A 6,532-nucleotide genomic window follows, 5' to 3' on the forward strand; every position below is an offset into this window, starting at 1 on the left:
TAACACCAGGACTTTAAAGAGGCAATCATATTGTAGCCAAAGGGGGGCAAATCCCGCTTGGCCAAAAGGGTCAAAGTCGCGTGGCTTTTCCAAGCAGTGAAACGCAATAGAAAAGCTTCTATGCGTGGCAGTAGAAACTGATTGAAAGTTGTCTGTAAACTGGCATAGATTGCCATCAAGACAATTACTGTTGCAAAAAATGCAACACTACTACTGAAATCGTCAACGCCTTTGGATAAAACAAACAGCCGAGCTAAAACGCCAACGACAAGCGTACCTACCAATACAAGGGAATAGAGTGCTATATGTTCTATACTTTTCTGATTCATAGTGATATTTGCTAATTGTTTGTGCGCAAATATATGTCATTTCATAGATACCATGTTATAAATCCAAGAAAGTGGCAGCATTTGTCCTCGATATGGTACTTATTTCTATGCCATCTATGCCACAATAGAATAAAAAAAGAGTCCGACATGGGGTTAAAACCTAGTCAGACTCTTCTTACGTTACAGAACTTTATACTATTTCAACGAAATCTTATTCGCCGTCTCTCGCTTCTTGGAGTTAACCAAATCAGCATAGATTTGAGTAGTGGTGACATTCTTATGCGTCAGCATCTTCGATACTGTGTAAATGTCTGTACCTAAAGAGATTTGGATGACCGCATACGAGTGCCTAAAGCAGTGGAAAGTTATGTGTTTTCTGATTCCGGCTTCGGCAATCCATTGTTTCAGAGGATGATGAGTCATGGATCGGGTTAAACCTTTGAAGACTTTTCCGGTGCCCCATTCGCCACACAGTTCCAGAGCCTCCTGACTGATGGGGAGTGTAGCCTCGGTTTCTGTCTTTTCGGTGCAGATACGGATATAGTAACCTTGATCCGGGCCGACTTCAAAATCACGCCAGTCCAGCTTTAGAATATCACTGATACGTAGGCCTGTCATGCAGGCAAACAGGGAGGCTTGTTTTAAGACTGGAATCTTGCATGGCGTAGCCGCCAGTTTTTTGACTTCATCAAGTGTCAGATACTCTTTCTTGACCTCTTTCCATTCAATCTTTTCCAGAAAGTCGTTCAAGTTCTCACGCAGCATCTTCTCTTTATAGGCTATTTTCAACAAGGCTCGGAAAGTTGAATAATAGCCGGCTGCCGAATTTCGTGAGATGTAAGCATTGGGATGATTGATCTGTTTGCATTTGAGCAGGTAATCCCTGAACTTCTCACACAGTTCCACGGTGAATCACCAAAGGTGCATTTGCCACCGACAAATTTCTCGAAGTGGTTGTAAACGCAATCCCATTTCTCGTACTTTTCTCGTGCTTTAGTCCGGAAATAGGCGAGGAAATCAACCTTTTGTTTGTTCTTATCCAGGAACCCGAATTCTTCATTGATAAGCGACTGGACACGGATACAGCGGATTGCCTCTGCCTTGTTCAGCATATCCTGATTGAACATTCTTTGCTGCTCGTTCTTGGGCTTGGCATAAATGTAGATGCCGAGGAATTCCCGGCGGCTCATCTTCATCGTGTAAGGATTGCGGATGGCCGGGTAATAATCCAGATAAAGAGATATGCGGTCGTTACGCAATGGTTTTTGTCTCAGTGTTACGTTGGTGCATGTAAGTGTCATAGCTATATTGTTTTTTGATTAATACTTGTTTTGGTTGCAAATAAAATAGGTGTTCTAATGGTGGTATTTATCACCGGAAAATAACTTTTGCCTCATTCTATCTTTGGAGGCTCAAAGAACTTGTCCAGCTCTGCTCGCAGGATCTTGGTATATTTACCGACCTTGACACGGGGAATATTATGGTATTTCACATAATGGTAGAGTTGGTCTCGTGTCAGATTGAATCGCTCCATCGCTTCGGCAATGGTGTAGTATTTGGGCTCTTCGGGAGCTATGAGACCTTTAGCAATATCCACATGCTTCTTGGAGTAGTACACCATGATGCCGACCTTCTTCTTGGGAATGGCATTCTTTGATACAAAAGAATAGATGGCCGTGAGCGTCATGCCGAACTTCTCTTGCATGTCTTGCGTGCTGTACCATTCCTTGATTTCAGGATCGGGAGCTTTCTTTGCAAAGTAGTCATCAATATGCTTTTTGCTCCAATAGGTTTTCCCACGGTTAAATGTCCGGGGTATATTATGCTCTTTAGCTATATGAAATATCCAGGAATCTTTGACACCGAATTTCTCTTTAATCTCATTGGTGGTATAGAAGTCTGTGATAGGGATTGTATCTTTGGGCATTCGATATTGATAAGGCTTATTTTGAAGCATAGCATCAATATCAGTCCTCCTGATAAATGAAAGCCTACTGCTAATTTTAGACGCTTTAAGGTGACCTGCCTTTACCATGGTATAGATAGCTTGGCGAGATAGACCTAACAGACGTCCTGTTTCTGAAAAGGAAAGATATTCCTTCTCCTTAATGTCTTCAATGATGCGTTCAGTTTTCTGAACTTGAGTTTGTGACTCTGTTGTCTGCACTCGTTTTTTGCGTATGGCCCGTTTATAGGCAAAATTTGCACACCTGTGTGAACAGAACCTTGTAGAAACTTTCTGAGCCTCGAATTCTTTACCGCACCACTCACAAATCTTTTTAATTCTAAAGTTACTAGTTGCCATTTTTACTTAATATTTAGGGGTTAATTCTCCTTCATTTCTCCTGTTTTTTGTCAACCATCGTAAACTATTGTCAACCATAGTCAACATTCTCCACGACCTTGCCAACGATAATCCTCGGATTTTCGTGGTGAGGTACACAGGAGGTACAAAAAATGGCGTAAAAAGGCTTAGCAACGATTATCAACGATACTTGAGCAACAAAAAAGGCGCCCGTAAAGAGCGCCATATTAATCGATTATAATCAATTTAACTATTTGATAATCAGTAATTTACTTACCGACGCATCAGGCATACATCATTGAATATCAGCGGCTATTCATTTTAAAAGGTACAAGTCATATTCAGACAATTGAACGAAGTCGAAAAGAAAGTGTAAGGTGTTTACATTCAATGGCTTTCGCTCATGGTCTTGTACCGCCTTTTTTCAGTCTTTTTGTGAAATGTCCTCTGCCATGTACAAAACATTGATAGACAAAGGATTTCACCGTATATGTTACAGAACGCTTGATTAGTTTCGCAAAGATAATGTTTTTCTTGTAAATCTATGATTATTACTCAAATAAATTTGTTACTTTTGCTGTGAGTAAAAGTTTTCGTCGCATTGAGTAAAATGTAACAGTATGTATAAACGAGCAGAATATCAGTTGATTACAGAACGCATGAAAGAGCCTCGTAGATTCATTCAGGTCGTTATGGGTGCCCGGCAGATAGGAAAATCAACGGTGGTCAAACAAGTGCTGAAAGATTTGGATATGCCTTACCAGTTCTTTTCTGCCGACAATGTTCCGGCTACGAACAGTGCATGGATTTCCGATTGTTGGGCAGCTGTGCGAAGCTTGAAGGAGAGCAAAGGCTGGGGAAGCGTCATTCTTGTAATTGACGAGATACAGAAGATTGCCAATTGGAGCGAGGTGGTGAAAAAGGAGTGGGACGATGATACGTTCCATGACTGCGACATTAAGGTCTTGATTTTAGGAAGCAGTCGTGTACTGTTGGAAAAGGGATTGTCTGAGTCATTAGCTGGGCGATTCGAGGAGATACGCATGAGTCATTGGAGCTATAAGGAAATGAAGGAGAGCTTCGGGTTCTCGCTCGACCAATATATGTTTTATGGAGGCTATCCCGGTGCTGCCACTTTAATTGGCGATGAAGACCGCTTCAGCCAATACATCCAGTCGGCAATCATCGAGGCGACCATTAACAAAGACATTCTGATGGATACGCCAATAAGTAAGCCAGCCTTACTTCGGCAGACCTTTGAGCTGGGGGCAGCTTATTCAGGGGAATTGCTTTCACTAAACAAGATGTTAGGTTCGCTTCAAGATGCCGGGAACACAGTAACATTGGCAGGCTATATCAATCTGTTGGACGAAAGCGGATTGCTTTGCGGACTCCAGAAATTCAGCATGGATATGGCAAGGCGACGTGCCAGTATTCCTAAGTTGCAGGTCTATAACAATGCGTTGAAGATGGTATATAGTCCGTTGACCTTTGAACAAGCGATACTCAACCGCAAAGCATGGGGACGAATCTTTGAATCGGGTATCGGTGCCTATTTGGTAAGCCAAGCCTTCGTGCATCGTTTTGAAATATTTTATTGGCGTGAGCGGGATGATGAAGTTGATTTCGTTTTGCGTAAGAAAGGTTCGGTGGTAGCCATTGAGGTGAAAAGCAATGCGGAAAAACGGACGGACGGGCTGGATAAATTCCGCAAACTATTCAATCCGCAAGCGGCGTTTATTGTGGGAGACGGTGGCATCAGTGCGGAGGATTTTCTTTCAATGGATGTGAGAAAGTTGTTTTGAAGTATAGAATTTTATCCAGAGATAAGTTAAATTCAAGTCGTGAGTGATATTCACGGTATAAAATTGTAAATCGTATGGCAGTACAATCAAATGATAATGATTTGAAAGACCTTCTTGTTCAGGTAGGCAAAGGAGAATTGCAACTCCCAGAATTTCAACGTTCATGGGTTTGGGATGATTCAAAAATACGGAAACTTATAGAAAGTATAACCATGGGGTTTCCTATGGGTGCTTTAATGTTCTTAGAAACAGGGGGAGAGGTAAATTATAAACCCAGACTTTTTACAGGAGTTGACCCTAAATATAAGGATGTTGAGCCAGAATATTTAGTACTGGATGGGCAGCAGAGACTTACTTCTCTTTATCAAGTTTTTATGGGTAAGAGGCCTGTAGAAACATGCCTTGAAAGGAATAAAAGTACAACCATATATAGGTTCTATTATTTAGACATAAAAAAAGCTTTGGATGAAAGTGTAGATAGGGAAGATGCTATTATTTCTATATCGGATAAGAAAATAATAACTAGTAATATAGGCAAGGATATAGATTTGGATTTGCGTACTCGTCAAAATGAATTTGAGAAAATGATGATACCATTGAATATCTTGTTTTCGGATGAGTGCTATGATTGGCTGGATGAAATGGAAGAATATCATAATGAGACATTTAATAAGGATATAAGAGATATAAAGAAAAAATTTAGAAAGCAAATTTTAGAGCCTGTCACAAAATACAAATTGCCTGTAATCAAAGTGTTGAAATCAACATCTCAGTCATCTGTATGCCAGATATTTGAAAATGTCAATCGAGGTGGAGTTCCACTTAACGTATTTGAATTGGTCACGGCCTCTCTTGCTGCGGAAGGCATCGAATTACGCCAAGAATGGAAAAATATCAAAAAGGATTTTGATGTTCCACAGTATGATGTACTTCATGACGTAAATGGAACTGATTTCATAACTTCTATGACATTGTGGGAAAGTTATGAACAATCTCTTATTAAAGATACAGGGGTGAAATGCAAGAAAAAAGATGTCATGGGATTACGCCGTTCAGTTTTTGAGGCCAAAAGAGACGGTATGAAAAATGCATTTATAGATGCTGCCAGATTCTTGATAAGACAAGGAATATATACAGCCGCTAACCTTCCTTATAATACTCAATATATTCCGCTTGCCGCCATATTTGCATATGACAATAGCCATCAGAAAGTACTTAACAATTTGCCTAATTTGCAGAAACTTTCCAAGTGGTATTGGTGTGGGGTTCTTGGCGAATTGTATGGTGGAGCGAATGAGACACGTTACGCATTGGATATTAAGGATTTTTTTGCATGGGTAGATGATGATGCGATTATACCTGATACAGTAGCCCGCTCAAGTTTTCAAGCTACGAGGCTTCTTTCTTTGCAGACAAGGAATAGTGCTGCGTACAAAGGCTTAATGGCTTTGATACTTCAAGATGAGCCGTTGGATTTTGCAACAGCAAATAAAATGTCTGTTGCCACATACACTTTGGAGAATACGGATATACACCATATATTTCCAGCTAGTTATTGTGAAAAGATGGGCTATCCAATGAAAAAATGGAACTCGGTCGTGAATAAAACCATGATAAGTGCATCAACCAATCGTTCAATTGGTGGTATGGCTCCAAGTAAATATGTACAGAAATTATTTAGAGAAAATGCTGATGTAGAGTCGGTAAAGAAGGCTATCTGTAGTCATAAGATAGATTTTGATTTACTGAGCGAAGACAAATTTGTAGAATTTATAAATGATAGAGCAATAAAACTACTTGATAGAGTAGAAAAGGCGACAGGTAAAGTTGTCACAGGAAGAGATAGCAAAGAAACAATAGAGGCATTTGGCGATAGTTTAATTGCACGAATGTCGATGTAAGTTGAATTGTTTTGAGAATTTAATTATGTAATAAAAAGAAAGAAAGCTATGGATGCATTAAGTCTCACAAAAGTAAAATCATTGTTCATCCTAACTTTAATACAAAGAGACGATGGACAAAAGAAACAAATTTTGGAGACGTCAACAGATGTCGCATGTGTTTAAAGCTCGCATGATTCTTTATGCAGCTTA

The 6,532-nt window shown here is 40.0% G+C and carries 3 protein-coding genes and 2 pseudogenes; 2 read left to right on the top strand and 3 right to left on the bottom strand.

Features of this window, described 5'->3' with window-relative positions; genetic code table 11:
* The 3 genes and pseudogenes from M3090_RS14515 to M3090_RS14525 form a co-directional block, all read right to left on the bottom strand.
* A pseudogene (locus tag M3090_RS14515) lies at window positions 1-329 on the bottom strand (hypothetical protein); the annotation flags it as partial.
* Window positions 330-524: 195 nt separating this feature from the next.
* A pseudogene (locus M3090_RS14520) lies at window positions 525-1,630 on the bottom strand (site-specific integrase).
* 92 nt (window positions 1,631-1,722) lie between these two features.
* Window positions 1,723-2,634 (bottom strand): helix-turn-helix domain-containing protein, encoded by a 912-nt coding sequence (locus M3090_RS14525; protein WP_249057528.1) that lies wholly within the window; start codon window positions 2,632-2,634, stop codon window positions 1,723-1,725.
* 620 nt (window positions 2,635-3,254) lie between these two features.
* Here M3090_RS14525 and M3090_RS14530 point away from each other — a divergent pair.
* A complete protein-coding gene (locus M3090_RS14530) occupies window positions 3,255-4,439 on the top strand; it encodes an ATP-binding protein (RefSeq protein WP_249057531.1) in 1,185 nt (394 codons plus the stop codon).
* Between the two features lie 74 nt (window positions 4,440-4,513).
* Window positions 4,514-6,340 carry a DUF262 domain-containing protein gene (locus M3090_RS14535; protein WP_249057534.1) on the top strand — a complete coding sequence of 609 codons (1,827 nt, stop codon included), beginning with the start codon at window positions 4,514-4,516 and terminating at the stop codon, window positions 6,338-6,340.
* Window positions 6,341-6,532: the final 192 nt, after the last annotated feature.

Origin of the sequence: Bacteroides sp. ET71 (assembly GCF_023336905.1) — a bacterium.
Classification (GTDB): Bacteria; Bacteroidota; Bacteroidia; order Bacteroidales; family Bacteroidaceae; genus Bacteroides.